Raw genomic sequence first — 25125 nt, 5'->3', positions numbered from 1 at the left:
CGAAGGATGTCCTGAGGACGCGCGCTGCTCGGCCCTTCAGCCGCCGACCGCGGTCGCCGCGGCCCGCCGGACGCGCAGGTGGCGGGCCTCGGCGGCGTTGTCACAGGTGGCCAGTGCGGCGTCGTACGACGTCACGGCCTCGGCCGCACGGCCGGCCCGCAGCAGCAGCTCGGCGCGGACGCCGGGCAGTCGGTGGCCGGGCAGGTCGAGCCCCGCGAGCAGGGTGAGGCCGGCGTCGGGGCCGTCGGCCTCAGCGACGGCCACCGCCCGGTTGAGTCGCACGACCGGGGAGCCGGTGAGCTCCTCGAGCTCGGCGTACCAGGCGGCGATGCGGGTCCAGTCGGTGTCGCCCGACGTGGCGGCGACCGCGTGCTCGGCCGCGATGAGCGCCTGCAGGAGGTAGGGCGTGGACGCGCCCGTCGCCACGAGCGGGGTGAGCAGCCCCAGCGCCTCGGCGATCTCGTCGTGCCGCCAGCGGGTGCGGTCCTGGTCGGACAGCAGCACCAGCTCGCCGTCGCGCACCCGTGCGTCGCGCCGGGAGTGCTGGAGCAGGACCAGTGCGAGCAGCGCGTCGAGGTCGGCGCGGGCCGCGGACGGTGCGACCTCGCGCACGACCCGCACCAGCCGCACCGCCTCGCCGGCCTCGGCCGTCCGGACGACGTCGGCGCCCGAGCCCGGCGCGTAGCCGGCGGTGAAGGCGAGGTAGGCGATCGCCGCGACCCCGTCGAGCCGCTCGACCAGCGCGGCACCGGTCGGCACCGCGAACGACTCGCCGGCCAGCCGCTTGCGGGCGCGGGTCAGCCGGGCCGCCATGGTCGCCACCGGCACCAGGAAGAGCCGGGCGATGTCGGCGGTCGGTACGCCGAGGACCAGCCGCAACGTCAGGGCCGCGGCTGCCTCGGGGGCCAGCGCCGGGTGCGCGCAGAGCAGCACCAGCCGCAGCCGCTCGTCGACCGCGCCGGCCTGGCCGACCTGGCCGGCCTGGCCGGCCCGGCCGGGGGGTGTGCCGTCCGCCATCACGCGTGTCGCCTCCTCGACCAGGTCAGCCTGGACGGCCAGCGCCGGCAGCGTCCGGGCGGCCACGGCCTCGGCGCGCAGGCGGTCCAGGACACGGCGCCGGGCGGCGGTCAGCAGCCACGCCGGTGGGTTGTCGGGCAGGCCGTCGGTGGGCCACCGGCGTGCGGCGGCCTCGAAGGCGTCGGCCAGCGCGTCCTCGGCCAGGTCGAGACGTCGGAACCGGGCGACGAGCAGGGCCAGCAGCCGGCCCCACTCGTCGCGGTGCAGCGTCTCGAGCGGCGTCAGGTCAGCCGACCTCGACGTCGAGGCACTCGCGCACCTCGAGGGTGTAGGCCGCCGGCAGCAGGCCCGCGAGCTCGACGGCCGTGTCGAGGTCGGCCACGTCGATCACGTAGAAGCCGCCCAGCTGCTCGACGGTCTCGGCGTAGGGCCCGGCGGTGATGGTGCGGTCGGGCCCCGGCCCGAGGGTGCGCGCGGTGTCGGTCGACGACAGCGCCTCGCCGCCCACGATGGTGCCGCGCTCGGTGACCGCGTCCTGGAAGGCGCGGAAGGCGGCGTAGGTCTCGTCGCGCTCGGCATCGCCGGCCGCGTCCCAGTGGGCGAAGTGGTCGGCCTCGGTGAGCAGCACCAGGAACTTCGTCATGGCACGTCCCCTCTCTCGGTGTGGGTGAGTCTGTCACCCGGGTGACGCGCGGACACCCCCCGAATCGACACCGTCGTTCACCTGGTCCTGATGGAGATGGGGCGTGGAGAGAAGACAGGTGGCCGTGAGTGCCGTGCTCACCGTGGTCGTGGGGGCCGCCGCGACGTCGTACGGCGCCCGGGAGCTGCTGCACCGCCAGGCCGCGATCGCCCGCCGCATCATCGGCAAGCCGCACGCCGACGGCCCCCCGGACGCCGACCGGGTGTGGAGGTCGGCGTACGGCGACCCGCTCGACCTGCTCCTGGTCGGCGACTCGATCGCGGCCGGGCTGGGCGCCGAGCGTCGCAAGGACACCCTCGGCGGGCGGCTGGCCAAGGGACTTGCGAAAAGCACGGGGCGGGCCGTGCGGTTGCGCACTGCGGCGGTCGTCGGGGCGGAGAGCTCCATGCTCGCCGCTCAGCTGGCGGGGTTGCCGGACGACTACGCGCCCGACGTCGCGGTCGTGGTGGTGGGCGGCAACGACGTCACCCACCGGGTCCCGGTGGCCCAGGCCGCGGCCGACCTGGAGGCTGCCGTCCGCGCACTGCGCGAGCGGGGGGTCGAGGTCGTCGTCGGTACCTGCCCCGACCTCGGCGCGCTGCGACCGGTGCCCCAACCCCTGCGGGCTCTGGGGTCGCGGGCGTCGCGACAGCTGGCCTCGGCGCAGGCGGCGGCCACGCTCCGGGCCGGCGGCCACGTGGTGTCCCTGGCCCGCGTCGTCGGGCCGTTCTTCATCTCCCATCCCGACGAGATGTTCAGCCTCGACCGGTTCCACCCCAGCGGCCTCGGGTACCGGCGTACGGCGGCGGCCCTGCTGCCGTCGCTGCTGGCCGCACTGGGCCTGGATGACGGTGTGCCGGCCGGTCTCGCGGCCTGGTCGGACGCGGCGCGGACCGGCTAGCAGGGCACTACAGTCCGGGTCCGTGACGACCCGAGAGGACCCGATGCGGCGGGCCGTGTGGCTGATCCTTCGAGGGTGCTCGTGACCGACGTCCTCCTGGTCACCAGCAGCAGCTACCCCGACGGCGAGGTGGGCCACGAGCTCCTCGTCGGGGCCCTGGCCGCGCGCGGCCTCACCAGTCGGTGGGTCGTGTGGGACGACCCGTTCGTCGGCTGGTCCGACGCCGAGCTGGTGTGCGTCCGCTCGACCTGGGACTACCATGCGCGCCTGCCTGACTTCCTCGGCTGGGCCGGCAGCGTCGGGCCCCGCCTGCTCCACGGCGTCGAGGCGTTCCGCTGGAACACCGACAAGAGGTACCTCGACGACCTCGCCCGGCTGGGCGGCGTACCGACGGTCCCGACGGTCGTCGCCGACGACCCGGTCGACCTGCGGGCGGCGATCAGCCGCTTCGGTACCTCGGTGGTCAAGCCGCGGGTCGGCGCGGGTGGCCGCGGCATCGTCATCGTCCACGACGCCGAGACGTGGCTGCCCGTCGATGCCGGTCCCTGGATCGTCCAGCCGCTGCTCGAGTCGGTCCACCACGAGGGCGAGGTGTCGGTGTTCGTGATGGCCGGCCACCCGGTGAGTCAGGTCAACAAGATCGCCTCGCCCCACGACATCCGGGTGCACGAGGAGTACGGCGGCACCTCGGTCGCGGCGGTCCTGACCCACGAGGCGGCGATGCTGGCGGTCGACGCGGTCGCGGCCACCACCGAGATCCTGGGCTGCGAGATCCTCTACGCGCGCGTCGACATGCTGCGCAGCGACGGTCGCCTGCTGGTCAGCGAGGTCGAGATCACCGAGCCCGGCCTCTACCTCGACCTGGTCTCCGACAACGCCGAGAGCTTCGCCGACGCGGTCGCCGTGCGGCTGGGCCGCTGAGGTGGGCGGGGTGGGGTGGGGTGGTCGGGGTCTCCAACCCGCGCAATCGAACGAGTCGGGTGGGGCTGAGACGGGTTCCGGGCCGCCGACTCGTTCGATCGAACGAGTCGGGCGGCTTCCAGGCCCGTCCGGTGCGACCAACCCGTTCGATTGCGCGGGTCGGACGAGCCCAGGTCCAAGCGGGATGACCATCCTCGGCAGGAGCCCGTCCCTTCACCCTCGGCCCGACCCCTGGGTTGTCACTCTCGGGGGCCGAGTGCTAAACATGAGGCTGGCACTCTCAGCACGAGAGTGACAACCGGAGCGGTGCCAGCTGAGGCACGCTCGTCGGCGAGAAAGGGTTCGCCGGCCGAGCGCGTCGTCCGTCGCGGGCAGCCCACCACCCCGGATCCCCAGAACTCTGCATCGTGAGGATCCAGAAGTTATGTCCAAGTTGATCGCATTCAACGAGGAGGCCCGGCGCGGCCTCGAGCGTGGCATGAACACGCTCGCCGACGCCGTCAAGGTCACCCTCGGTCCCAAGGGCCGCAACGTCGTTCTCGAGAAGAAGTGGGGAGCGCCCACGATCACCAACGACGGTGTCTCCATCGCCAAGGAGATCGAGCTCGAGGACCCCTACGAGAAGATCGGCGCCGAGCTGGTCAAGGAGGTCGCCAAGAAGACCGACGACGTCGCCGGTGACGGTACGACGACCGCCACGGTCCTGGCCCAGGCGATGGTCCGCGAGGGCCTGCGCAACGTGGCCGCCGGCGCCAACCCGATGGGTCTCAAGCGCGGCATCGAGGCGGCTGTCGTGGCCGTCTCCGAGCAGCTGTCCGCCATGGCCAAGGAGGTCGAGACCCGCGAGCAGATCGCGGCCACGGCCACCATCTCCGCTGGTGGCGACACCACCGTCGGTGACGCCATCGCCGAGGCGATGGACAAGGTCGGCAAGGAGGGCGTGATCACGGTCGAGGAGTCCAACACCTTCGGCATCGACCTCGAGCTGACCGAGGGCATGCGCTTCGACAAGGGCTACATCTCGGCCTACTTCGTCACCGACCCCGAGCGCATGGAGACCGTGCTGGAGGACCCCTACATCCTCCTGGCCAACTCCAAGGTCAGCAGCGTCAAGGACCTGCTGCCGCTCCTCGAGAAGGTCATGCAGTCCGGCAAGCCGCTGCTGATCATCTCCGAGGACGTCGACGGCGAGGCCCTGTCCACGCTGGTCGTCAACAAGATCCGTGGCACGTTCAAGTCGGTCGCCGTCAAGGCCCCCGGCTTCGGCGACCGCCGCAAGGCCATGCTCCAGGACATCGCGATCCTGACCGGCGGCCAGGTCATCTCCGAGGAGGTCGGCCTCAAGCTCGAGACCGCCACCATGGACCTGCTCGGCCAGGCCCGCAAGGTCGTCATCACCAAGGACGAGACCACCATCGTCGAGGGTGCCGGCGACCAGGGCCAGATCGAGGGCCGGGTCAACCAGATCCGCGCCGAGATCGAGAAGTCCGACTCCGACTACGACCGCGAGAAGCTGCAGGAGCGCCTGGCCAAGCTGGCCGGCGGCGTGGCGGTCATCAAGGTCGGCGCGGCCACCGAGGTCGAGCTCAAGGAGCGCAAGCACCGCATCGAGGACGCCGTCCGCAACGCCAAGGCGGCTGTCGAGGAGGGCATCGTCGCCGGTGGCGGCGTGGCGCTCGTCCAGGCTGCGGCCACCGCGTTCGACAAGCTCGACCTGGTCGGCGACGAGGCCACGGGCGTCAACATCGTGCGCGTCGCGACGTCGGCCCCGCTCAAGCAGATCGCGATCAACGCCGGCCTCGAGGGTGGCGTCGTCGCGGAGAAGGTCGCCAACCTGACCCCGGGTCACGGCCTCAACGCCGCGACCGGCGAGTACGTCGACATGATCGCCGAGGGCATCATCGACCCCGCCAAGGTCACCCGCTCGGCCCTGCAGAACGCCGCCTCCATCGCGGCGCTGTTCCTCACCACCGAGGCCGTCGTGGCCGACAAGCCCGAGAAGGCCGCGCCCATGGGCGGCGACCCCTCGGGTGGCATGGGCGGCATGGACTTCTGAGTCCAGCCCGTCCAGGCTGCACCGCCTGCTAGATCCGTACGCCGGCCCGTCGCGAGTGATCGCGGCGGGCCGGTGTCGTTTCGTCCAGACCTGGCTCTCGGCGGCCGCGGCGGTGACCAACTCGCGCAATCGAACGGGTTGGGCCCCGGGAGCTGCCGTCTGCGGTGGCCGACTCGTGCGATTGAACGGGTTGGAGCTCGGGGACCAGCCCCCACCCCCCACCGACTCGTTCGATCGCACGAGTCGGCCGGCGGCGTCACCAGCCCGGGCGGGACCTCAGCGCTTCCAGCGGAACGACACGATCATCGGGTCGATCTGGGCGCGCCGCTCGGCGACCGAGTCGCTGGCGCTGTGCTGGAACGTCACCCGGTAGAGGAAGGTGCCGCGCTGGGCGAACCAGGTCTCCTCGACGAACGACAGGTTGTCCTTCGGCGAGTAGTAGGTCGCGGTGATCCGTACCGCTCGCTGGCCGTCGAGCCACGCGGTGCGCAGCAGCTTGCTGTTCTTGAGCCGGATGCTCTTGTCGTTCTTGTCCAGGGCCTTCACGGCGCTCTGCGCGGCGACCTTGAGCAGCTCGATCGACTCGATCTTGAAGCCCGGGTTGCTGCGCCGGATGAACACCGAGGAGTAGTAGCCCTCGCGGTCGGAGTAGTCGCGCGAGCCGATGCCGGAGTCGACGATCCCGGAGTCGATGCGACCCCAGCCCCTCGGCACCCGCAGCGAGGCGACCCCCAGCGTCATCCGCGGGCCGGTCGCCGCCTTCACGTCGGGGTAGAAGGGCTTGGGAGCCTTCTTCTTCGGCGGCGTCGGCTTCGAGGTCGGCGTGGAGGTCGGCGTCGGGCTCGGCGCCTGGGTGGTCGGCTCGGTGGTCGGCGACGTCGTCGGATCGGTGGTGGGATCGCTCGTCGCGGAGGTCTCGACGGGCTGGGTTGTCGACCCGGCCGCCTCGGGACGGTCGCCGTCGGACCCGTTGACGGCCACGGCGATGCCGGCCCCGACGGCGATCGCCACGACCGCGACGACGGCGCCGACCACGACCAGGGCGGTACGCCGCCGCGGGGGCTGGGTGCGCGGGGGCTGCCACGTCTGCGGACCGGGGGACCAGGCGGCAGCCGGCACCGACGGCACCGACGGCACCGACGGCACCGACGGCACCGACGGCACCGGGGTGGCCGGACGAGGAAGCGGCGGGGCCGACGAGTAGCCGCCCGGCCCGCCCGACGGAACCCCCGAGGGACCAGACGGCCCCGACGGCCGCTGTCCGGTCAACGGGGTCAGCGGCACCAAGGGCGGGTGCGGTGTCGCCGCGGCCAGCCGGCCGAGCTCGCGCAGGTCCTCGCGCATCGCCCGGGCGTCGGGGTAGCGCGCGCCGGGCTCCTTGGCCATCGAGCGCTGCAGCACTGCGTTGGCGGCGACCGCCACCGGCGAGCTCGGCACCAGCTGCGGCACCGGCGCGTTGAGGTGGCTCATCCCGATCTCGACGTCGCTCCCGGCGTACGGCGCCGCGCCGACGAGCGAGGTGAACAGCACGCAGCCCAGGGCGTAGAGGTCGGCCGCGGCGGTGGCGGGCTCGCCGCGCAGGCGCTCGGGGGCCAGGTAGGCGAAGGTGCCGGCGACCACGCCCGGCGCGGTCAGGCCCGGGTCGCGGTCCTGGGCGATGCCGAAGTCGCAGAGGTAGACGAAGAGCTCGGTGCTGACCTCGCGCAGCAGCACGTTGCTCGGCTTGACGTCACGGTGCACGACCCCGGCGGCGTGCGAGTCGCCCAGCGCCCACGCGAGCTGCTCGGCGAGCTGGGCGGCCTGTGCCGCGGGCATCGGCCCGTAGGTTCCGAGGGCGCCGGACAGGTCGCCGCCGGCGACGTACTGGGTGGCGATGTAGAGGCAGCCGTCGTGCTCTCCGTGGTCGAGGATCTGCACGATGTGCGGGGAGTCGAGGCGGGCCAGCACGGTGGCCTCGCGGGAGAAGCGGGTGCGGTAGTCGTCCTGGGCGGCGAGCTCGGGGGACAGCACCTTGAGGGCGACCGTGCGGCCGAGCCCCCGGTGCTCGGCGGCGAACACGACACCCATGCCGCCACGTCCCAGCTGGCGCACGATGCGATAGCTGCCGAACTCCTCGCCCACGGAAGGGAAACGGGCCACGGGTCACCTCCTCGAGCCGGACCGGTGTCGCTCAGCCTCTCACTGCGGGGCCCGGTCGAAACGCCGTGGTCCACCTGTCGCGGTGAGTGGACGGCCCGGCGCCGTGTGACACGGTGTCCGGGTGACCTCCACGGCCCGCCGCGACCGGTTCGAGGACGTCGCCGCCGAGGTCGTCGAGCCGCTGCGGCGCTTCCTGGCCCGGCGTACCGACCCCGCGACGGCCGACGACGTGCTGGCCGAGACGCTGCTCGTGTGCTGGCGGCGCATCGACGAGGTGCCCGACGCTCCGCTCGCCTGGACGTACGGCGTCGCCCGGCTCTGCCTGGCCAACGCCGACCGCAGTGCCCGCCGGCAGCGACGGGTCGCGGCCAGGGTGGCGACCGTCGACCCGCCGGCCGTCGGCACGCCCGGGCCGGGCGGGGAGAGCCCGCAGGAGGCGGCGGTCACCGAGGCCCTGGGCGCACTCCCGGTCAAGGACGCCGAGCTGCTGCGGCTGTGGGCCTGGGAGCAGCTCACCCCGGCCGAGATCGCGGTCGTCCTCGACGCGACGCCGAACGCCGTGAGCATCCGGCTGCACCGCGCCCGCGGAAAGCTGCGCGACGAGCTGCGAAACATCGGCGTCGGTGCCGGACATGAACAGTCGACGGAGGGGAGGACGCCATGACCGACGAGCACCACGACGACAGCGACGACATCGACGACATCGACCGCGGCGACGACGCGGACCTGCGCGCGCTGCTGCGCTCGGTCGACCCGGCGGCCTCCCTGCCCCAGGCCGACCCGACCCGGGTGGCCCGACTCCTGGAGGACACCATGACCGACGACCTCACCGACGAGTCCCGCGCCGACGGTGCGCACGGCCGGAGCCCGCTGACCTGGATCGTGGCCGCGGCCGCGGTCCTGGTGATCGGCGGTGGCGTCCTGTTCGCCACCACGCGCGGCGACGACGAGGCGCCCCCGACCGCCGGTGACGCGCCGTCGGCGCCGGCCGATACCGACGGCGACCCGGCCGGGTCCGAGGGCGGCGGCAGCCCGTCGGTGACCGACCTGACCGCGACCGGTGGCGCCGCCGCCAAGTGCCGCACACCCGAGTCGTCCCCCGACGTGGTGGCCAGCCAGACGACGGTCGTCGACGGCACGGTGGACTCCGTCAGCGGCAGCACCGTCACGATCACGCCCACCCGCTTCTATGCCGGCGAGCCGACCGACGTGGTCGTCGTCCAGGCGCCCGGCCCCGACATGGAGGCGCTGCTGTCGGCCGTCAGGTTCGAGGAGGGCAAGCGCTACCTCGTGGCCGCGACCGACGGTCGTGTGACCCTGTGCGGCTTCAGCGCCGAGTACTCCGCGTCGCTGGCCGACGTCTACGCCACCGCGTTCCCGGGCTGAGGTCGAGCGGATGACGGCGGGAGTGCTGCTGGCGGCCGGTGGCGGGTCGCGGATGGGCACGCCCAAGGCGCTCGTGCGCGACCCCGACGGCACCTCGTGGCTGCTGCGCAGCATCGACGTGCTGCGCGAGGCCGGCTGCGACCACCTGCTCGTCGTGCTCGGCGCCGCGGCCGACGAGGCCCGGGCGCTGCTGCCCGACCCGCTGCCCGACGACCTGCGCGTCGTCGTCGCCGACGACTGGGCCACCGGCATGGCGGCGTCGCTCTCGACCGGGCTGTCCGCGCTGCAGCACGACGACGGCGAGGTCGCCCTGATCACGCTGGTCGACCTGCCCGACGTCGGCGCCGACGTCGCGCGCCGGGTGCTCGCGGTCGCCGCCGGCCCCGACAGCCTCGCGCGGGCGACGTACGACGGTCGGCCAGGTCACCCGGTGCTGATGGGGCGCGAGCACTGGTTCCCCGCGGCCGCGACGGTCGAGGGGGACGCCGGCGCCAAGGACTACCTGAGGGAGCACGGGTGCGTGGGCGTCGAGTGCGGCGACCTGGCCAGCGGTCGCGACGTCGACTCGCGCTGAGCGGGTCGGGTGGGTCGGCTGCGGTGGTCTCGAGGCTCGTCGCCGGGGCTCCTCGCACCTCGACCGACGTGGGAGTCGGCTCGACCGACGTCGGTCCAACCCGCGGCTCGTAGGCTCACGAGGGTGCAGACACCGTCGTCCGTCGCCGAGGTCGCCCAGCGTCTCGGCACCACCGGCTACCTGTGCGACGACGACCTCGCGACCGTGGCCTACCTCGCACTGGCCATGCAGCGACCGCTGCTGCTCGAGGGCGAGCCCGGCACGGGCAAGACCGCGCTGGCCGAGGCGCTCGCCGTCGCGCTCGACGTACCCCTGGTGCGGCTGCAGTGCTACGAGGGCATCGACGCCACGCAGGCGCTCTACGACTGGGACTTCCCGCGGCAGGTGCTCCACCTGCGCGCGCTCGAGGCGACCGGCGGCGTGGGCGGGGGAGACCTGGAGGAGGCCGAGAAGAGCCTCTACGACGAGCGCTTCCTGCTCGCCCGGCCGGTGCTGACGGCGCTCCAGCAGAGCCCGGCGGTGCTGCTGGTCGACGAGATCGACCGCGCCGACGACGAGTTCGAGGCGTTCCTGCTCGAGGTGCTCTCGACCTACCAGGTGAGCATCCCCGAGCTCGGGACCGTGCGGGCGACGACGCCGCCGATCGTGGTGCTCACGTCCAACCGCACCCGCGAGCTGCACGACGCCCTCAAGCGGCGCTGCCTCTACCACTGGATCGACCACCCCGGCCTCGAGCGCGAGGTGGCGATCGTCCGCTCGCGCGCCCCCGAGGTGTCGGCCGCGCTCGCCGAGCAGGTCGTGGGCGTGGTGCAGCGGTTGCGCACCCAGCTCGACCTGGAGAAGCCGCCGGGGGTCGCCGAGACCCTCGACTGGGCCCGCGCCCTGCAGCACCTCGGCACCACCGACCTCGACCTCGAGTCCTCCGCGCGCACCCTCGGTGCGCTGGTGAAGTACCGCGAGGACGCCGACCGGGTGCGCCACGCCCTCGACAACATGCTGCGGCCATGAGCGCGCCCGTGAGCGCCCCCGTGAGCACCCCCGTGAGCGCCCCGACGAGCGCGCACGCGCCCGACGAGGTGCTCCTCGCCTTCGCCCGCGCGCTGCGTGCCGCCGGCGTCGGGGTGACGCACGACCGGGCGGCCGGCTTCCTCGAGGCGACGGCCCTGGTGGGCCTGGGCGCTCGCGGGGCGACGTACGCCGCGGGCCGGGCGACGCTCTGCTCGACCCCCGACGACCTGCTGCGCTACGACCAGGTCTTCGAGGCGTTCTTCGACGCCCGCGACGGGCTGCCCCGCGAGAAGCCGGCCGCGCCGAGCCGCCCGGTGACGTCGTCGATCGCGCTGGGGGAGGGGGCGGGCGAGGGCGACGCCGACGAGCAGGACGACGCCGTGCGCGCCCTGGCCAGCGAGGTCGAGGTGCTGCGCCACCGCGACCTGGCCACGATGACCGCCGCCGAGAAGCACCACCTCGCCGCGATGTTCGCGACCCTGCGACCGCGGCCGCCGATGCGGCGCACGCTGCGCCGCGAGCCGTGGCGCCGCGGCGAGGTCGACGCCGCCCGCACCCTGCGCGCGACCATGCGCCGCCACGGCGAGCCGGCCCCGATCGCCTGGCGCCACCGGCGCGCCCGGCCGCGCCGGGTGGTCCTGCTGCTCGACGTGTCGGGCTCGATGAGCGGCTACGCCGACGCCCTGCTGCGCCTCGCGCACACCCTCACCCACGCCCTCGAGACCCGGGGCGGCCGGGTCGAGACGTTCACCGTCGGCACCCGCCTCACCCACCTGACCCGGGCGCTGCGCAGTCGCGACGCCGAGCGGGCGCTGGTGGCCGCCGGGTCCGCCGTACCCGACTGGTCCGGGGGCACCCGCCTCGGCGAGACGCTGCGGGTCTTCGTCGACCGGTGGGGCCGGCGCGGGCTCGCGCGCGGGGCGGTCGTGGTGATCTTCAGCGACGGGTGGGAGCGCGGCGACGCGGCCCTGCTCGGCGAGCAGGTACGCCGCCTGCGCGCCGTCGCGCACCGCCTCGTCTGGGTCAACCCGCACCGGGGCAAGGTCGGCTACGAGCCGGTGCAGCAGGGGATCGTCGCGGTGCTGCCGCACGTCGACGACCTGGTCGCGGGCCACTCGCTCGCGACGTTCGCCGAGCTCGTGGAGGTGGTGGCCCGTGCGTGACGTCCTGACCGAGCTGATGGACTGGTGGGAGGCCGGCGAGACCGTCGGCGTCGGCACCGTCGTGGCGACGTTCCAGTCCGCCCCCCGTCCCGCCGGCGCCTCGATGCTGGTCGGCCCCGACGAGACCGCCGTCGGGTCGGTGTCGGGCGGCTGCGTCGAGGGCGCCGTCTACGAGCTGGCCCAGTCGGTGGTCGCCTCGGGCGAGCCGACGCTGGAGCGCTACGGCGTCAGCGACGACGACGCGTTCGCCGTCGGCCTGACCTGCGGCGGCATCCTCGACGTCTGGGTCGAGAAGGTCTCCCGCGACACCTTCCCCGAGCTCGCCGAGATCGCCGCCGACGTCGAGGCCGGCCGACCCGTCGCCCTGGCCACCGTCATCGAGCACCCCGACCCGGCCCGCCTGGGCCAGCGGCTCGTCGTACGCCCGGACCCGGCCGGCGGGATAGTCCCTGACGTAGATCAAGACTCCGGGGCCGGAGACCTTGATTTACGTCAGGGACTATCCCGGCTGTGGTCGGACCGGGCCACCGACGCCGTACGCGACGACGCCCTGGGGCTGCTGGCCAGCGGCACCAACGCGACGCTGTCCTACGGGCCCGACGGCGAGCGGCGCGGGGAGGGGATGCGGGTGTTCGTCTGGGCGTTCGCGCCCAAGCCGCGGCTGCTGGTCTTCGGTGCGATCGACTTCGCCGCGGCCGTGGCGCGGGTCGGCTCGTTCCTCGGGTACGACGTGACCGTGTGCGACGCCCGTCCGGTCTTCGCCACCGCGAGCCGCTTCCCCGACGCCGACCGCGTCGTCGTCGACTGGCCGCACCGCTACCTGCTGGCCGAGCAGGAGGCCGGCGCCATCGACGCACGCACCGTGATCACCGTGCTCACCCACGACCCGAAGTTCGACGTACCGCTGCTCGAGGTGGCCCTGCGGCTGCCCGAGGTGGCGTACGTCGGGGCGATGGGCTCTCGTCGTACGCACGACGACCGGATGGCCCGGCTGCGCGAGGCCGGCCTAGGCGACGCCGAGCTCGACCTGCTCTCCAGCCCGATCGGCCTCGACCTCGGTGCGCGGACACCGGAGGAGACGGCGATCAGCATCGCCGCGGAGTTCATCGCGGGCCGCTGGGGCGGGTCCGGCCTGCGCCTGGCCGAGCGCGAGGGCCGCATCCACGGGTCGTGACCCGCGACCTGGAGCGATCGTGACCTCGGTCACATGGGGCGAGGTAGCGTGAGCGGCATGCCGCAGCCGGAGCTCGACGAGCGCAAGCGAGCGTGCCACCACGCGTGGACGACCTTCGTCGAGCAGGGCGACGCGGCCGAGCCGATGGTGCGCCCCGAGATCCTCACCAGCTGGGCGCGGTCCGAGGCCGCGATCACCCCGGAGATCCAGGCCGCCCCGCTGGCCGACGAGTCCGAGACGACCTCGATCTGGCGCGACTCGCCGTTGCAGGTCGCGGTCGAGCGGGTCGAGTCCGAGCTGCGCCGTACCGCCGAGGACGGCGACCTCGTGCTCGCCGTCACCGACGCCGACACCCGCATCCTGTGGACCTACGGCGGTCGCGTGATGCGTCGCAAGGCCGAGAGCGTCAACTTCGTCGCGGGCGGTCGCTGGGACGACGAGTCGGTCGGCACCAACGCCCTCGACCTCGCCAACCGCCTCGGCGAGCCGGCGATGGTGTTCAGTGCCGAGCACTACGCCTCGATCGTGCACAACTGGGTCTGCTGGGCGGCGCCGGTCCTCGACCCCGTCAGCGGCCGGCGGCTCGGGGTGATCGACCTGTCCACCACCTGGGACCGCTCGCACCCGATCGGCCTGGCGACCGCGCGCGTCATGGCGCGGCTGATCGAGACGGCGCTCCCGCCGTCGGCCCAGCACACGGGCGCCGGCCCGCTCGACGACACCGGCGACCCCGGCCTGGTCATGACGCTGCTCGGCACCGCCGAGGTGCGCCTCGACGGCCAGCGGCTGCTGCTCAACCGCCGCCAGACCGAGGTCCTCGCCCTGCTCGCCCTGCACCCCGAGGGACTCTCCCTCGACCAGCTGCACGCCCTGGTCTACGGCGACCAGGCCGTCACGTTCTCCACGCTCAAGGCCGAGGTCTCCCACCTGCGCGCCGCCCTCGGCGGCCAGCTGTCCTCGCGGCCCTATCGCCTGACGATGCCGGTCGCCACCGACGTCGAGCACGTGCTCGCGCTGGTCCGCCGCGGCCGCGTCGCCGCCGCCGTCGACGCCTACGGCGGCGACCTGCTCCCGGGCACCAACTCGCCCGCGCTCGCCGAGCTGGGCGAGTACGTCGCGGTCGCGGTCCGCGAGGCCCTCCTGGCCGACCCGCAGCCCGACGCCGTGCTGCGCTATGCCGAGCGGGCGCCGTACGACACGGCGGTGATCGAGCGGTGCCTGGCCGTGCTGGGCGACACCGCTCACCCGGCCAAGCCGCTGCTCAAGGGGCGGCTCGCGGCCGCCACCACCTGAGTCGGCGGCTGACCAGCTGCGCGATGCCGATCGGGTGCTCCTACTCCGCCCCCGAGCAGGGCCCGGCGTTGATCGCCCCGAACGACCGGGTCCCGTCGCGCTCGGTCACGGTGAAGCAGGTGACCGCGGGGCCGTCGTAGAGGCCGTCGGACTCCTTCGGTACGTCGGTCTCCTCGGGGTCGGTGAGCGTGACCACCCACCCCGTCTCGTCGTCCTCGAGGTCGACCGACTCGACGAAGACGTCGCGGTGCAGGTGGTCCTCCATCTCGACCCGGAACCGGGCCTGGTCGAGGTCGTCGTCCGGCACCCGGTCGACGACGTCGCGGGCGGCCTCGGTGAGTTCCTCGGGACTGACCCGCGCCCAGTCGTAGGTCACCACGAAGGCCAGCACGAACGCCACGATCGTGACGGCGACGTTGCGCATCGTGCGCATCCCGTAGCCGTCGCCGGTGGGTTCTGTGACGTGCGGGCGCACCTGGCGCGTGATGTAGGACCACCACCGGCGCGGGCCGATGGCGGTCAGCAGGGCCAGGGCGGCGACGACGACCCAGGCGACGACCAGGAGCAGGACCATGGGGCAGGCCATGCCCGCGTGACCGCGGGGCAAACGGGCGTCCGCTCGCCTGGTGCACGTCGGCTGCGGTGGTCTCGACTCGCCGGCGCAGGTTCGCAGGCTCACCTGCGCCGCTCGCTCGACCGGGACAGCTCTGGCCGACCGCTCGTTCCTCGCGGTCGACCAACCTGACCCCTCGCGGTCGACCAACCTGACCCCAACCGATCCTGCCTAGCGTGAGCCGCATCACAGCCCCGCGCTGCGTCCACCATCTAGGGAGAGTCCATGACCCGGATCAACCTCACCGTCGACGGCGCGAAGGTGGCCGACGACGTCGAACCCCGGCTGCTGCTCGTGCAGTACCTGCGCGACAAGCTCGGCAAGACCGGCACCGTGATCGGCTGCGACACCAGCAACTGCGGTGCGTGCACCGTCCACCTCGACGGCACCAGCGTGAAGTCGTGCAACGTGCTCGCGGTCCAGGCCGACGGCGCCGAGGTGACCACGATCGAGGGCCTCGCGGCGACGTACGACGGGGGCGAGCTGCACCCGGTGCAGGAGTCGTTCCGCGAGTGCCACGGGCTGCAGTGCGGCTACTGCACGCCCGGGATGATCATGCAGAGCGTCGCGCTGCTCAACGAGAACCCGAAGCCCACCGAGCAGGAGATCCGGCTCGGCCTCGAGGGCAACCTGTGTCGCTGCACCGGCTACCACAACATCGTCCGCGCCGTGCAGCACGCGTCCGGCCAGGCCGAGGAGATGCACGCATGACGACCGTCGCCGACGCCCCCGACCTGGCCAAGGAGATCGGCCGCGACCGCCGCCGCAAGGAGGACCAGCGCCTCATCACCGGCCGCACCCGCTGGACCGACAACCTCACGCCTCCCGGCACCCTCTACCTCGCGATGGTGCGCAGCCCCTTCGCCCACGCCACGATCACCTCGATCGACGTCACGGCGGCCAAGCAGTCCACCAACGTCGTCGACGTGCTGACCTCCGCCGACCTCGGCGAGAGCCAGGGCGTGTGCATCAACGCCTGGCCGATCACGCCCGAGCAGGTCACCCCGGTGCACCTGCCGGTCGCCCAGGACCGGGTCGCGTTCGCCGGCGAGATCGTCGCCGTCGTGGTGGCCCGTACGGCGGCCGAGGCACGCGACGCGGCCGAGCTGGTCGACGTCGAGTACGAGCAGCTGCCAGCGGTCCTCGGCATCAAGGAGGCCATGAAGGACGAGGTGCTCGCGCACCCCGACCTCGGCACCAACAAGTCGGCGCTGTGGGTCTTCGACTCCGCGACCGCCGGCACCGGTGGTGACGTCGAGGACGCCATCACCAAGGCGCGCGCCGACGGCATCGTCATCGAGCGCGAGTACCGCCAGCAGCGGCTGATCCCGGCGTTCATGGAGCCCCGCTCGACGCTCGTCGACCCGACCGGCGAGCAGATCACCATCTGGTCCTCGACGCAGATCCCGCACATCCTGCGGTTCGCGCTGGCGGCCACCACCGGGGTGCCGGAGTCCAAGATCCGGGTCATCGCGCCCGACGTCGGCGGCGGGTTCGGCGGCAAGCTGCAGCAGACGCCGGAGGAGATGATCACCTTCGCGATCGCCCGGCGGCTCGGCAAGCCGGTCAAGTACACCGAGACCCGCAGCGAGAGCCTGGTCAGCGCCCACCACGGCCGCGACCAGTGGCAGAAGCTGACGCTCACGGCGGAGAAGGACGGCACCGTCACCGGCCTCAAGGTCGAGCTCGAGGCCGACCTCGGCGCCTACGTCGCGATCGTCGGCGGCGGCGTACCGGTGCTGGGCGCGTTCATGTTCAACGCCATCTACAAGTTCCCGGCCTACCACTTCGCCTGCCAGACGGTGCTCACCAACACCACCTGGACCGACGCCTACCGCGGCGCCGGACGACCGGAGGCGACGTTCGCCATCGAGCGGATCATGGACGAGCTGGCCGCCGAGCTGGGCGTCGACCCGCTGGTGGTCCGCGAGAAGAACTGGATCAAGCACGAGGAGTTCCCGTTCACCACCGTGGCGGGCCTCGAGTACGACTCCGGCAACTACGAGCTCGCGACGGCCAAGGCCAAGGAGCTCTTCGGGTACGACGAGCTGCGCGCCGAGCAGCAGCGCCGACGCGACAGCGGCGACCCCGTCCAGCTCGGCCTGGGCGTGTCGACCTTCACCGAGATGTGCGGGCTCGCCCCGAGCCGCATCCTCGGCTCGCTCGACTACGGCGCCGGCGGCTGGGAGCACGCGTCGGTGCGGATGCTCGCGACCGGCAAGGTCGAGGTCGTCACGGGAGCCAGCGCCCACGGCCAGGGGCACGAGACGGCGTTCAGCCAGATCGTCGCCGACCGTCTCGGCATCCCCTTCGACGACATCGAGGTCCTGCACGGCGACACCCAGATCGCCTCGAAGGGCCTCGACACCTACGGCTCGCGCTCGCTGGTCGTCGGCGGTGAGGCACTGGTCCGCGCGGCCGACAAGGTCATCGACAAGGCGCTGCCCATCGCGGCGCACCTGCTCGAGGCCAGCGTCGAGGACGTGAAGTTCCACGAGGGCCGCTTCCAGGTCGTCGGCACCGACGCCGGGATCGCGCTCACCGAGGTCGCCACGGCGACGTTCGCCGCGCACAACCTGCCCGACGGCGTCGAGCCGTCGATCGACGCCGACGCGACGTTCGACCCGGTCAACTTCAACTACCCCCACGGCACCCACCTGTGCGCGATGGAGGTCGACACCGAGACCGGTGCGGTGAAGATGCGCAAGTACACCTGTGTTGACGACATCGGCAACATCATCAACCCGCTCATCGTCTCCGGGCAGGTCCACGGCGGCCTGGTCCAGGGCATCGCCCAGGCGCTCTGGGAGGAGGCGGTCTACGACGACCAGGGCACCCTCGTGTCCGGCTCGTTCGTCGACTACCTGCTGCCCACCGCGGCCGACACGATCAGCTTCGAGGTCGACCACACCACGACCCCGGCGCTGACCAACTCGCTCGGCACCAAGGGCGTCGGCGAGGCCGGCACCATCGCCTCGACGCCGGCCGTCGTCAACGCCATCGTCGACGCCGTACGCCACCTGGGCGTCAACGACATCCAGATGCCGTGCACCCCCGAGCGGGTCTGGAAGGCCCTCAACACCGAGGGGTCCGGTGGTGCGACCGAGGCGGCCGCGATGCCGCACTTCGACCCCGACACCGAACCCGGGGCCTCGACGAGCTCGACCACCGATGGAAACGGAGCGGGCGCATGATCCCCACCCAGTTCGACTACGTGGCCCCGACCACGGTCGAGGACGCCCTGTCGGCGCTCGCCACCCACGGCGACGACGCCAAGATCCTGGCCGGCGGGCAGAGCCTGCTGCCGGTCCTGCGGATGCGGCTCAACGCACCCGAGGTCGTCATCGACCTCGGCAAGATCGAGTCGCTGCGCGGCATCCGCGACGACGGCGATGCCATCGTCATCGGCGCGATGACCCCGCACTCCGTGGTCGGCAGCGACCCCCTGGTCCACGAGCACGCGCTGCTGATCCACCAGGCGGTCGAGCACCTGGCAGACGAGCAGATCCGGCACCGCGGCACCTTCGGCGGCGCCCTCGCGCACGCCGATCCCGCCGGCGACCTCGGCGCCCCGGCGCTCGCCCTCGGCGCGTCGTTCGTCATCGCCGGCCCGGGCGGCACCCGCAGCGTGCCGGCCGAGGAGTTCTTCGTCGACCTCTTCGAGACCGCCATCGGCGACGACGAGATCCTCACCGAGGTGCGGATCCCCAAGCACACGGGATGGGGTGCGCACTACGAGAAGTTCGTGCGGGTCGCCCACCAGTGGCCGATCGTGGCGGTCGCGGCGACCGTGAAGGGCTCGCTGGGCGCGATCGACGACATCGCCATCGGCCTGACCAACATGGGCTCGACGCCGCTGCGTGCCCGGGCCGTCGAGGACGCCCTGCGCGGTGGTGGCGACCTCACCGAGGCCGCCGCGCTCGCCGACCAGGACACCAACCCGCCCTCGGACCTCAACGGCGAGGCGTCCTACCGCCGGCACCTGTCGCACGTGCTGACCCGGCGCGCGGTCACCGCCGCGGCCGGCGGCTGAGCCCGACGATGGACCTCAGCCACCGGTTCTCCGTCGCCACCCCGGTCGAGGAGACCTGGGCCCACTTCCAGGACATCGGCGCCCTCGCCGAGTGCTTCCCGGGAGCCCAGCTCACCTCGGCCGACGGCGACACCTTCGCCGGGACCGTCAAGGTCAAGCTCGGCCCGATCGCCCTGGTCTACTCCGGGTCGGGCACCTTCGTCGACAAGGACGACGCCGCCCACTCCTTCAAGGTCGACGCCAAGGGCAAGGACAAGCGCGGCAACGGTACGGCGGGCGCCCAGGTCACGCTGACGATGGCCGACGGTGCCGACGGCGGCACCGACGTGCAGGTCGTCACCGACCTCAACGTCACCGGCAAGCCGGCCCAGTTCGGTCGCGGCGTGATGCAGGACGTCTCCGACAAGCTGCTCGGCCAGTTCGTCGCCTGCCTGGAGCAGCGGCTGACCGCCGAGCCGGAGCCGACCGAGCCCGTGGCGACCCCAGCGGAGCCGGTGGCCGAGGAGCCGACCCCGCTGGCCGACGCAGCCGCTGCGGCCGCGACGGCGCCGCGTCCGGCTGCCGCCCCGAAGCCGGCCGCCCCGAAGCCGGCAACCCCGAAGCCGGCCCAGGACGACGCCCTCGACCTGGGTGCCGCGGTGCTCCCGGTGCTCGTCAAGGGCTACTGGAAGCAGGGCCTCGGCGGACTCGTCGTCCTGGCCGTGCTCTGGCGGCTGCTGCGTCGCTGACGCCCACCGCCGGCTGAGGTGCGAGGAGCCCTGGCGACGAGCCTCGAAGCCATCGCAGGGTCGAGGCGACCGGGCCCCGTGGCTTCGAGGCTCGCTGCGCTCGCACCTCAGCCGACGGGGCTGTGTCAGCCGCGGCGTACGCGCCGGATCCTGATCGGCCCCTTGGCCGTCGACGGGTCGACGACGTGGCCCGCCTGGGTGATCTCGACCTCGCCGGCGTCGACGAGGCGACGGGCGGCCCGGCGGGCCGGTTCCATCAGCTCGCGCCAGTCGTCGCGCTTCGTGTCGGTGGCGACCGCGCGGGCCGCCTCCGACGGACAGATGGTCTTGTCGGCCGCGCGCTGCGCGAGCAGGTCGAGGATCGAGGTCTCGAGCGCCCGGTCGGTCGGATCGACCTTCTGGCGCCGGCACGAGGCCGAGCAGTAGCGGACCTCGTCCCAGTCGCGCTCCCACTTCTTGCGCCACGCGATCCGGCGCCCGCAGGCGACGCAGGTCTTGTCGGCGGGCGGCACGCGACCAGCGTCTCGCTACGGTCGGGGCATGCGCTCCACCCTTCCGGCGCTGGTCCTCCTCGCCTCCGTCCTGGTCGCCTGCTCCGACGAGGCCGAGCCCGACGCGCGGCGTACGCCGCCTCCCTCGACGTCCACCCCGTCGCCGTCGCCGTCGGCGTCGAGCAGCACGACCCCCACGCCCACCCCGACCCCGACCCCGACCCCCACCGCAGCGCCGACCGAGGAGCTGCCGCCGGTCACCAGCGCGGTGTCCCTGCCGGCGATCATGCGCGAGCCGCTCGACGGTCGTGGCCTGCGCATCGTGCGGGAGGTGCCGGCCGACACCGACGGGCACCGCAAGTTCGAGATCACCTACCGCAGCGACGACCTGACCATCTCGGGTGAGCTCTTCCGCCCGGTCGGCCCGGGGCCGTTCCCGGCGGTCGTGCTCAACCACGGCTACATCGATCCCGACGTCTACGACTCCGGGCAGGGGCTGGCCCGCGAGCAGACGTGGCTGGCCGATGCGGGCTACGTCGTGCTGCACACCGACTACCGCGGGCACGCCGGCTCCGACGACGTCCCGGCCGTCCAGATGGAGTCCCGCCTCGGCTGCACCCGCGACGCCGCCAACGCCGTCCGCGTCCTGCGCCAGCAGCCGTACGTCGACGACGACCGGATCGGCATGCTTGGCCGGTCGATGGGCGGTGGCGTGACCCAGAACGTCCTGGTCGCCTACCCCGGCCTGGTCGACGCGGCGGTGCTCTACGCCTCGGTGAGCTCCGACTTCGTCGACAACATCGAGCAGTTCGCCGCCAGGAGCCGACCGGAGCAGGTGCGGTCCTACTACAAGCGCTACGGCACCCCGCAGGACAACCCTGACTTCTACGCCGGTCTGTCCGCGCGCACCTACTTCGACCGGATCACCGAGCCGGTGCTCTCGCTGCACGGCTCGGTCGACGGCACCTGCCCGCCGGCGTGGGCGCGCACCACGGACCGGCTGATGCGCCGTGCCGGGGTCGACTCGACGCTCGTCTACTACGAGGGCGAGGACCACGCGTTCTACGACCGCTGGGAGGACTCGATCCGCCGCAGCGTGCAGTTCCTCGACCGCGAGCTCGGCGCCGCCTGACCCGGCTCGCGCCGGCTCTAGAGGGCGGGCGGGTCGGTCTTGACGCCGTTGACGTCGCCGGGCAGCCGGGGCTCGACGACCAGCACCGAGAGCGCGGCGACGCCGATCGAGCCGACGACGAGCACGCCGATGTAGACCTCGGCCAGCCCGTGGTCGATCAGGAACCCGGCGAACGGCGGCGCGATGATCGACGGCAGGCTGAACGACGCCGAGCTGAGCGCGTTGTAGCGACCGCGCAGGTGGTCGGGGGCCAGGTCGTTGACGATCGCCGGGATCGTGGGCTGCAGCAGCGTCTCGCCGAAGGCGAAGACCGACGCGAACGCCGCCACGAGCAGGGTCGCGCCGATGGTGCCGGACACCAGCCCGGAGGCGCCGAGCACCAGCCAGGCCAGGGCCCACACGACCCCCATCGCGGCGATCACGCGGGTGCGGCGCAGGCCGTCGATGTGGCGCAGCACGACGAGCTGGAGCACCACGATCACGGCGGTGTTGGCGGCGAAGGCGAACCCCAGGCCACGCGTCGACACCTCGCCCACCGCTCGGGCGAAGGCCGGCATGCCGGTGTTGAGCTGGGCGTAGCCCACGAAGGCGCCCACGAAGCTCAGCACCAGCAGCGGCAGCACCGCCGGTCGGCGCAGCACCGCGAGGTAGCCCACGGCGGCCTCGGCCGTCTCGGGGTCGTGGACGGGACGCCCGGCCACGTGGCGCAGGGGGCCCAGCAGCAGCCCCAGCGCGGGCAGGTAGCTCAGGGCGTCGCCGAGGTAGATGGCCTGGAACGTGGAGGTCCGGTCGACGTCGACGAGCAGCCCGCCGGCGATGCCGCCGATGCCGATGCCGAGGTTGAGCAGGGCGAAGTTGACCCCGAAGTAGCGCTGGCGCGACTCACGCGGCACCACCCCCGCGATCAGGCTCTGCGACGCCGGCCAGGAGATGCCGAAGGCGATGCCGGTCAGGGCGAGTCCGATCGACGCGACCGGGATGGTCTCGCTGAACGCGAGCACCAGGTTGCCGGACATCATCAGCACCAGGCAGGTCAGCAGCATGACCCGCGCCCCCAGCCGGTCGATCGCGACGCCGGCCGGCCCGGTGAGCACGAAGCCCGCCAGCGGCGGCAGCGCCAGCATCAGCCCGACGTCGCTGAGCCCGAAGCCCCGCACCTCGTTGAGGTAGACGACGTGGAAGGGCAGCACCAGCCCAGTGCCGATGAACTCGATGGCGACGATGGTCAGCAGCAGCCGTGCCTCGCGGGGCAGCTCGCGCCAGAAGGAGCCGAGGCCGGGACGCGACGGTGCGTCGGGGGTGGTGGTCATCGCCTGCAGTCTGTCAGCGACCCCCGACGGTCCTCGACCCGGTTTCGGTCGACGTACGACGGTTCCCACCCCCGCCCGGGAGGCGTCAGTCGCCCAGCGACGTCAGGGCGTCGTACTCCTCGTCGGTGAGCTCGATCGCGGCGGCGGCGGTGTTGGTCTCGAGGTGCTCGAGGGACTTGGTGCCCGGGATCGGCAGCATCACCGGCGAGCGGCGCAGCAGCCAGGCCAGCGCGAGCTGCGACGGGGTCGCGCCGTGGTCCTTGGCTGCCTGGCCCAGGACGCCGTCGTCGCCGGCGAGCTCGCCGGTCGCGAGCGGGAACCACGGGATGAAGCCGATGCCGTGCTTCTCGGAGAAGTCGAGCAGGTCCTGGGCGTCGCGGTGCGCGAGGTTGTAGAGGTTCTGCACGGTCGCGATCGGCGCGATCGCCTGTGCCATCTCGAGCTGCTCGACGCTGACCTCGGACAGGCCGAGGTGGCGGATCTTGCCCTCGTCGCGCAGCTTGACCAGCTCGCCGACCTGGTCCTCGAGGTCGACGGCCGGGTCGATGCGGTGCAGCTGGAAGAGGTCGATGCGCTCCACACCGAGGTTGCGCAGCGAGAGCTCGCACTGCTGGCGGAGGTAGGCCGGGTTGCCGACGGGGGTCCACTGGCCCGGTCCCTGGCGGGTCAGGCCGGCCTTGGTCGCGATGACCACGTCGTCGGCGTAGGGGTGCAGCGCCTCCTTGAGCAGCTGCTCGGCGACGACGGGGCCGTAGGAGTCGGCGGTGTCGAAGAAGGTGATGCCGAGCTCGACGGCGCGACGCAGCACGGCGACCGCGTTGTCGTGGTCGTCGGGCCAGCCCCACACACCCTCCCCGGGCAGCTGCATGGTGCCGAAGCCCAGGCGGACGACCTCGAGGTCGCCGCCGATCTTGAAGGTGCCGGACGGGGCGGCGACGTTGTCGCCAGCAGTGGTCCCGGTGGTGGTGTCGGTGCTCATCAGTGCTGCTCGCTCTCGCTCAGGTCGCCGGCCCAGGCCGTGTGGAACGTGCCCTCCCGGTCGACGCGTTGGTAGGTGTGGGCCCCGAAGTTGTCCCGTAGGGCCTGGATCAGGGCGGCGGGCAGGCGCTCGCGGCGCAGCCCGTCGAAGTAGGACAGCGACGACCCGAAGGCCGGCACCGGTACGCCGCCCTGTGCGGCGGTCGCCACGACATGACGCCACGCGTCGACGCCCTCCTTGACCGCCTCGGCGAAGAACTCGGTGGTCAGCAGGGTGGTGAGGTCGGGCTCGTCGGCGTACGCCTCGGTGATGCGGCCCAGGAAGCGCGCACGGATGATGCAGCCGTCGCGCCAGATCTTCGCGACCTGTCCGAGGTCGATGTCCCAGCCGTGGGTCTCGGCGCCGACCGCGATCTGGTCGAAGCCCTGGGCGTAGGCCACGACCTTGGAGGAGTAGAGCGCGGCGCGGACGTCGTCGACGAACGCGTCGCGGTCGACCTCGACCGTGTCGTCCTCGGGCGACGTCGAGAACACCTTGCGGGCCGCCGCACGCTGGTCGGTGTGGCCCGACAGGCTGCGGGCGAACGTCGCCTCGGCGATGCCGGTGATCGGTACGCCGAGGTCGAGCGCGCTCTGCACGGTCCAGCGCCCGGTGCCCTTCTGCTCGGCGGCGTCGCGGACGACGTCGACGAACGGCTGGCCACCGGCGTCGGTGTGGCGCAGCACGTCGGCGGTCATCTGGATGAGGAACGACTCCAGCTCGCCGCCGTTCCAGTCGGCGAAGACGTCGGCGATCGCGGCCGGCTCGAGGTCGCCGATCGAGCGGAGGAGGTCGTAGGACTCGGCGATGAGCTGCATGTCGGCGTACTCGATGCCGTTGTGGACCATCTTGACGAAGTGGCCCGCACCGCCGGTGCCGACGTGGGCGCAGCACGGCTCGCCGTCGACCTGGGCGGCGATCGACTCCAGGATCGGCCCGAGGCGCTCGTAGGCCTGGTCGCTGCCGCCGACCATGATCGACGGTCCGTTGAGTGCACCCTCCTCGCCGCCGCTGACGCCGGTGCCGACGAAGTGCAGGCCGTGCTCCTCGAGCTGCTTCTCGCGACGGATGGTGTCGGCGAAGTGGGCGTTGCCGCAGTCGACGACGATGTCGCCCTCCTCGAGCAGGGGCACCAGGTCGTCGATGACCGCGTCGGTCGGGTCGCCGGCCTTGACCATGACGAGCACGACGCGCGGCTTCTCGATCGCGGCGACGAAGTCCTCGAGGCTCTCGGTCGCGACGAAGTCGCCCTCGTCGCCGTGGTCGGCGATCAGGGACTCGGTCCGGGCGTGGGTGCGGTTGTGCACGGCGATGGTGTGGCCGTGACGGGCGATGTTGCGGGCCAGGTTGCGCCCCATCACCGCCAGTCCGGTCAGTCCGATGGTGGCGGTTGCTTCAGTCACGTGATCGACCTTGGCACGGCGGGGCAAGCGGCCGGTCCACCCCTGACGACGGTCGAGGTGTGAGGCGCTCCGGCGCCGAGCCT

At 72.8% G+C, this 25125-nt stretch carries 23 protein-coding genes; 15 read left to right on the top strand and 8 right to left on the bottom strand.

Annotation, left to right across the window (positions count from 1 at the left end; translation table 11 throughout):
* Nucleotides 1-36: 36 nt before the first annotated feature.
* Together FJQ56_RS06165 and FJQ56_RS06160 are read right to left on the bottom strand one after the other, a co-directional pair.
* Entirely contained in the window at nucleotides 37-1251 is a 1215-nt protein-coding gene (locus tag FJQ56_RS06165) for an RNA polymerase sigma factor (RefSeq protein WP_246084111.1), read from the bottom strand.
* 52 nt (nucleotides 1252-1303) lie between these two features.
* A complete protein-coding gene (locus tag FJQ56_RS06160; RefSeq protein ID WP_140008263.1) occupies nucleotides 1304-1660 on the bottom strand; it encodes a YciI family protein in 357 nt (118 codons plus the stop codon).
* 124 nt (nucleotides 1661-1784) lie between these two features.
* Between FJQ56_RS06160 and FJQ56_RS06155 the strand changes: the two genes are divergently transcribed.
* The 3 genes from FJQ56_RS06155 to groL all read left to right on the top strand — a co-directional run bounded on the left by FJQ56_RS06155 (nucleotide 1785) and on the right by groL (nucleotide 5577).
* Nucleotides 1785-2600: an SGNH/GDSL hydrolase family protein gene (locus FJQ56_RS06155; RefSeq protein WP_246084008.1), complete on the top strand. Its 816-nt coding sequence runs from the start codon at nucleotides 1785-1787 to the stop codon at nucleotides 2598-2600.
* Between the two features lie 81 nt (nucleotides 2601-2681).
* Nucleotides 2682-3521 (top strand): ATP-grasp domain-containing protein, encoded by an 840-nt coding sequence (locus FJQ56_RS06150; protein WP_170215280.1) that lies wholly within the window; start codon nucleotides 2682-2684, stop codon nucleotides 3519-3521.
* Between the two features lie 424 nt (nucleotides 3522-3945).
* The gene (gene groL, locus FJQ56_RS06145; protein WP_140008261.1) at nucleotides 3946-5577 is read left to right on the top strand and encodes a chaperonin GroEL; all 1632 of its coding nucleotides are present in this window, start codon (nucleotides 3946-3948) and stop codon (nucleotides 5575-5577) included.
* 276 nt (nucleotides 5578-5853) lie between these two features.
* Here groL and FJQ56_RS06140 read toward each other — a convergent pair whose 3' ends face one another.
* Nucleotides 5854-7716: a serine/threonine-protein kinase gene (locus FJQ56_RS06140; RefSeq protein WP_140008260.1), complete on the bottom strand. Its 1863-nt coding sequence runs from the start codon at nucleotides 7714-7716 to the stop codon at nucleotides 5854-5856.
* A 121-nt stretch (nucleotides 7717-7837) separates the two neighbouring features.
* Here FJQ56_RS06140 and FJQ56_RS06135 point away from each other — a divergent pair, with 121 nt between their 5' ends.
* The 7 genes from FJQ56_RS06135 (at nucleotide 7838) to FJQ56_RS06105 (ending at nucleotide 14314) form a co-directional block, all read left to right on the top strand.
* A complete protein-coding gene (locus tag FJQ56_RS06135) occupies nucleotides 7838-8380 on the top strand; it encodes an RNA polymerase sigma factor (RefSeq protein ID WP_140008259.1) in 543 nt (180 codons plus the stop codon).
* Nucleotides 8377-9102: a hypothetical protein gene (locus FJQ56_RS06130; RefSeq protein ID WP_140008258.1), complete on the top strand. Its 726-nt coding sequence runs from the start codon at nucleotides 8377-8379 to the stop codon at nucleotides 9100-9102. Before FJQ56_RS06135 ends, FJQ56_RS06130 begins: the two co-directional genes overlap by 4 nt.
* A gap of 10 nt (nucleotides 9103-9112) precedes the next feature.
* Nucleotides 9113-9676: a nucleotidyltransferase family protein gene (locus FJQ56_RS06125; RefSeq protein ID WP_140008257.1), complete on the top strand. Its 564-nt coding sequence runs from the start codon at nucleotides 9113-9115 to the stop codon at nucleotides 9674-9676.
* Between the two features lie 123 nt (nucleotides 9677-9799).
* The gene (locus FJQ56_RS06120; RefSeq protein WP_140008256.1) at nucleotides 9800-10684 is read left to right on the top strand and encodes an AAA family ATPase; all 885 of its coding nucleotides are present in this window, start codon (nucleotides 9800-9802) and stop codon (nucleotides 10682-10684) included.
* Nucleotides 10681-11847, top strand: coding sequence for a vWA domain-containing protein (locus FJQ56_RS06115; protein ID WP_140008255.1), 1167 nt, complete (start codon nucleotides 10681-10683; stop codon nucleotides 11845-11847). The genes FJQ56_RS06120 and FJQ56_RS06115 overlap by 4 nt, the downstream gene beginning before the upstream one ends.
* On the top strand, nucleotides 11840-13021 hold the full coding sequence (locus FJQ56_RS06110) for an XdhC family protein (protein ID WP_140008254.1): 1182 nt from the start codon (nucleotides 11840-11842) through the stop codon (nucleotides 13019-13021). The genes FJQ56_RS06115 and FJQ56_RS06110 overlap by 8 nt, the downstream gene beginning before the upstream one ends.
* A gap of 57 nt (nucleotides 13022-13078) precedes the next feature.
* A complete protein-coding gene (locus FJQ56_RS06105; RefSeq protein WP_140008253.1) occupies nucleotides 13079-14314 on the top strand; it encodes a helix-turn-helix domain-containing protein in 1236 nt (411 codons plus the stop codon).
* Between the two features lie 40 nt (nucleotides 14315-14354).
* On the opposite strand, the gene FJQ56_RS06100 is transcribed toward FJQ56_RS06105, so the two are convergent.
* Nucleotides 14355-14888: a hypothetical protein gene (locus FJQ56_RS06100; RefSeq protein ID WP_140008252.1), complete on the bottom strand. Its 534-nt coding sequence runs from the start codon at nucleotides 14886-14888 to the stop codon at nucleotides 14355-14357.
* A 264-nt stretch (nucleotides 14889-15152) separates the two neighbouring features.
* On the opposite strand from FJQ56_RS06100, the gene FJQ56_RS06095 reads away from it, so the two are divergent.
* Genes FJQ56_RS06095 through FJQ56_RS06080 form a run of 4 tightly spaced genes read left to right on the top strand, consistent with a single transcriptional unit; the run spans nucleotide 15153 to nucleotide 19688 of the window.
* Nucleotides 15153-15638, top strand: a complete 486-nt coding sequence (locus tag FJQ56_RS06095; protein WP_140008251.1) for a (2Fe-2S)-binding protein — start codon at nucleotides 15153-15155, stop codon at nucleotides 15636-15638.
* Nucleotides 15635-18121, top strand: coding sequence for a xanthine dehydrogenase family protein molybdopterin-binding subunit (locus FJQ56_RS06090; RefSeq protein WP_140008250.1), 2487 nt, complete (start codon nucleotides 15635-15637; stop codon nucleotides 18119-18121). Before FJQ56_RS06095 ends, FJQ56_RS06090 begins: the two co-directional genes overlap by 4 nt.
* Nucleotides 18118-18960: an FAD binding domain-containing protein gene (locus FJQ56_RS06085; protein ID WP_140008249.1), complete on the top strand. Its 843-nt coding sequence runs from the start codon at nucleotides 18118-18120 to the stop codon at nucleotides 18958-18960. The genes FJQ56_RS06090 and FJQ56_RS06085 overlap by 4 nt, the downstream gene beginning before the upstream one ends.
* Before the next feature lie 8 nt (nucleotides 18961-18968).
* The gene (locus FJQ56_RS06080) at nucleotides 18969-19688 is read left to right on the top strand and encodes an SRPBCC family protein (protein ID WP_140008248.1); all 720 of its coding nucleotides are present in this window, start codon (nucleotides 18969-18971) and stop codon (nucleotides 19686-19688) included.
* 125 nt (nucleotides 19689-19813) lie between these two features.
* Here the strand turns inward: FJQ56_RS06080 and FJQ56_RS06075 are convergent, their stop codons facing one another.
* A complete protein-coding gene (locus FJQ56_RS06075; protein WP_140008247.1) occupies nucleotides 19814-20200 on the bottom strand; it encodes a DUF2256 and DUF3253 domain-containing protein in 387 nt (128 codons plus the stop codon).
* 28 nt (nucleotides 20201-20228) lie between these two features.
* Between FJQ56_RS06075 and FJQ56_RS06070 the strand changes: the two genes are divergently transcribed.
* Nucleotides 20229-21311, top strand: a complete 1083-nt coding sequence (locus FJQ56_RS06070; protein ID WP_140008246.1) for an alpha/beta hydrolase family protein — start codon at nucleotides 20229-20231, stop codon at nucleotides 21309-21311.
* Between the two features lie 17 nt (nucleotides 21312-21328).
* Here the strand turns inward: FJQ56_RS06070 and FJQ56_RS06065 are convergent, their stop codons facing one another.
* The 3 genes from FJQ56_RS06065 to gndA all read right to left on the bottom strand — a co-directional run bounded on the left by FJQ56_RS06065 (nucleotide 21329) and on the right by gndA (nucleotide 25042).
* The gene (locus tag FJQ56_RS06065; protein ID WP_140008245.1) at nucleotides 21329-22621 is read right to left on the bottom strand and encodes an MFS transporter; all 1293 of its coding nucleotides are present in this window, start codon (nucleotides 22619-22621) and stop codon (nucleotides 21329-21331) included.
* Between the two features lie 85 nt (nucleotides 22622-22706).
* Nucleotides 22707-23600 carry an aldo/keto reductase gene (locus tag FJQ56_RS06060; protein ID WP_140008244.1) on the bottom strand — a complete coding sequence of 298 codons (894 nt, stop codon included), beginning with the start codon at nucleotides 23598-23600 and terminating at the stop codon, nucleotides 22707-22709.
* On the bottom strand, nucleotides 23600-25042 hold the full coding sequence (gndA, locus tag FJQ56_RS06055; protein WP_211350762.1) for an NADP-dependent phosphogluconate dehydrogenase: 1443 nt from the start codon (nucleotides 25040-25042) through the stop codon (nucleotides 23600-23602). Before gndA ends, FJQ56_RS06060 begins: the two co-directional genes overlap by 1 nt.
* Nucleotides 25043-25125 lie beyond the last annotated feature (83 nt).

The sequence above is a fragment of the Nocardioides plantarum genome (assembly GCF_006346395.1).
GTDB lineage: Bacteria > Actinomycetota > Actinomycetes > Propionibacteriales > Nocardioidaceae > Nocardioides > Nocardioides plantarum.
This window is presented reverse-complemented; position numbering and strand designations above follow the sequence as displayed.

Excerpts from the sequence above, each read along its gene's own strand:
- FJQ56_RS06105 (WP_140008253.1), top strand. The coding sequence starts at position 13,079 with ATGCCGCAGCCGGAGCTCGACGAGCGCAAGCGAGCGTGCCACCACGCG.
- FJQ56_RS06100 (WP_140008252.1), bottom strand. The coding sequence starts at position 14,888 with ATGGTCCTGCTCCTGGTCGTCGCCTGGGTCGTCGTCGCCGCCCTGGCC.
- FJQ56_RS06085 (WP_140008249.1), top strand. The coding sequence starts at position 18,118 with ATGATCCCCACCCAGTTCGACTACGTGGCCCCGACCACGGTCGAGGAC.
- FJQ56_RS06125 (WP_140008257.1), top strand. The coding sequence starts at position 9,113 with ATGACGGCGGGAGTGCTGCTGGCGGCCGGTGGCGGGTCGCGGATGGGC.
- groL (WP_140008261.1), top strand. The coding sequence starts at position 3,946 with ATGTCCAAGTTGATCGCATTCAACGAGGAGGCCCGGCGCGGCCTCGAG.
- FJQ56_RS06090 (WP_140008250.1), top strand. The coding sequence starts at position 15,635 with ATGACGACCGTCGCCGACGCCCCCGACCTGGCCAAGGAGATCGGCCGC.
- FJQ56_RS06130 (WP_140008258.1), top strand. The coding sequence starts at position 8,377 with ATGACCGACGAGCACCACGACGACAGCGACGACATCGACGACATCGAC.
- FJQ56_RS06080 (WP_140008248.1), top strand. The coding sequence starts at position 18,969 with ATGGACCTCAGCCACCGGTTCTCCGTCGCCACCCCGGTCGAGGAGACC.
- FJQ56_RS06060 (WP_140008244.1), bottom strand. The coding sequence starts at position 23,600 with ATGAGCACCGACACCACCACCGGGACCACTGCTGGCGACAACGTCGCC.
- FJQ56_RS06095 (WP_140008251.1), top strand. The coding sequence starts at position 15,153 with ATGACCCGGATCAACCTCACCGTCGACGGCGCGAAGGTGGCCGACGAC.
- FJQ56_RS06070 (WP_140008246.1), top strand. The coding sequence starts at position 20,229 with ATGCGCTCCACCCTTCCGGCGCTGGTCCTCCTCGCCTCCGTCCTGGTC.
- FJQ56_RS06115 (WP_140008255.1), top strand. The coding sequence starts at position 10,681 with ATGAGCGCGCCCGTGAGCGCCCCCGTGAGCACCCCCGTGAGCGCCCCG.
- FJQ56_RS06160 (WP_140008263.1), bottom strand. The coding sequence starts at position 1,660 with ATGACGAAGTTCCTGGTGCTGCTCACCGAGGCCGACCACTTCGCCCAC.
- FJQ56_RS06065 (WP_140008245.1), bottom strand. The coding sequence starts at position 22,621 with ATGACCACCACCCCCGACGCACCGTCGCGTCCCGGCCTCGGCTCCTTC.